Here is a 304-nt window from a genome sequence, read left to right as displayed (position 1 = left end):
ACCACCTGCAGACTTGAGGTAGGCATCCTGATTTTGAAGGAGCAAACCCGCTCGTTTTTCTAGCACTGCCATGATGAGACTGGCCCGATTGAAATCAAGCCCCGTTGTCGTCCGCTTGGCATTTCCAAACATGGTTGGTGTCACCAAGGCCTGCACTTCAGCTAGAATCGGACGAGTCCCCTCCATTGTCACAACGATGGACGATCCAGTCGCGCCATCCAGGCGTTCTTCTAGAAAGACCTGACTGGGATTGAGGACCTCAACCAGTCCACCTGATTGCATCTCAAAGATCCCAATCTCATTG

At 52.0% G+C, this 304-nt stretch carries 1 pseudogene; it reads right to left on the bottom strand.

Annotated elements, in window-relative coordinates:
* Window positions 1-304: pseudogene (locus SPADD19_RS11165) on the bottom strand (DNA repair protein RadA); the annotation flags it as partial.

Source organism: Streptococcus parasanguinis (assembly GCF_001578955.1).
In the GTDB taxonomy this organism is placed as follows: Bacteria; Bacillota; Bacilli; order Lactobacillales; family Streptococcaceae; genus Streptococcus; species Streptococcus parasanguinis_U.
Note: the sequence above shows the minus strand (reverse complement) of the source record. Positions and strands in the feature narration are given on the sequence as shown.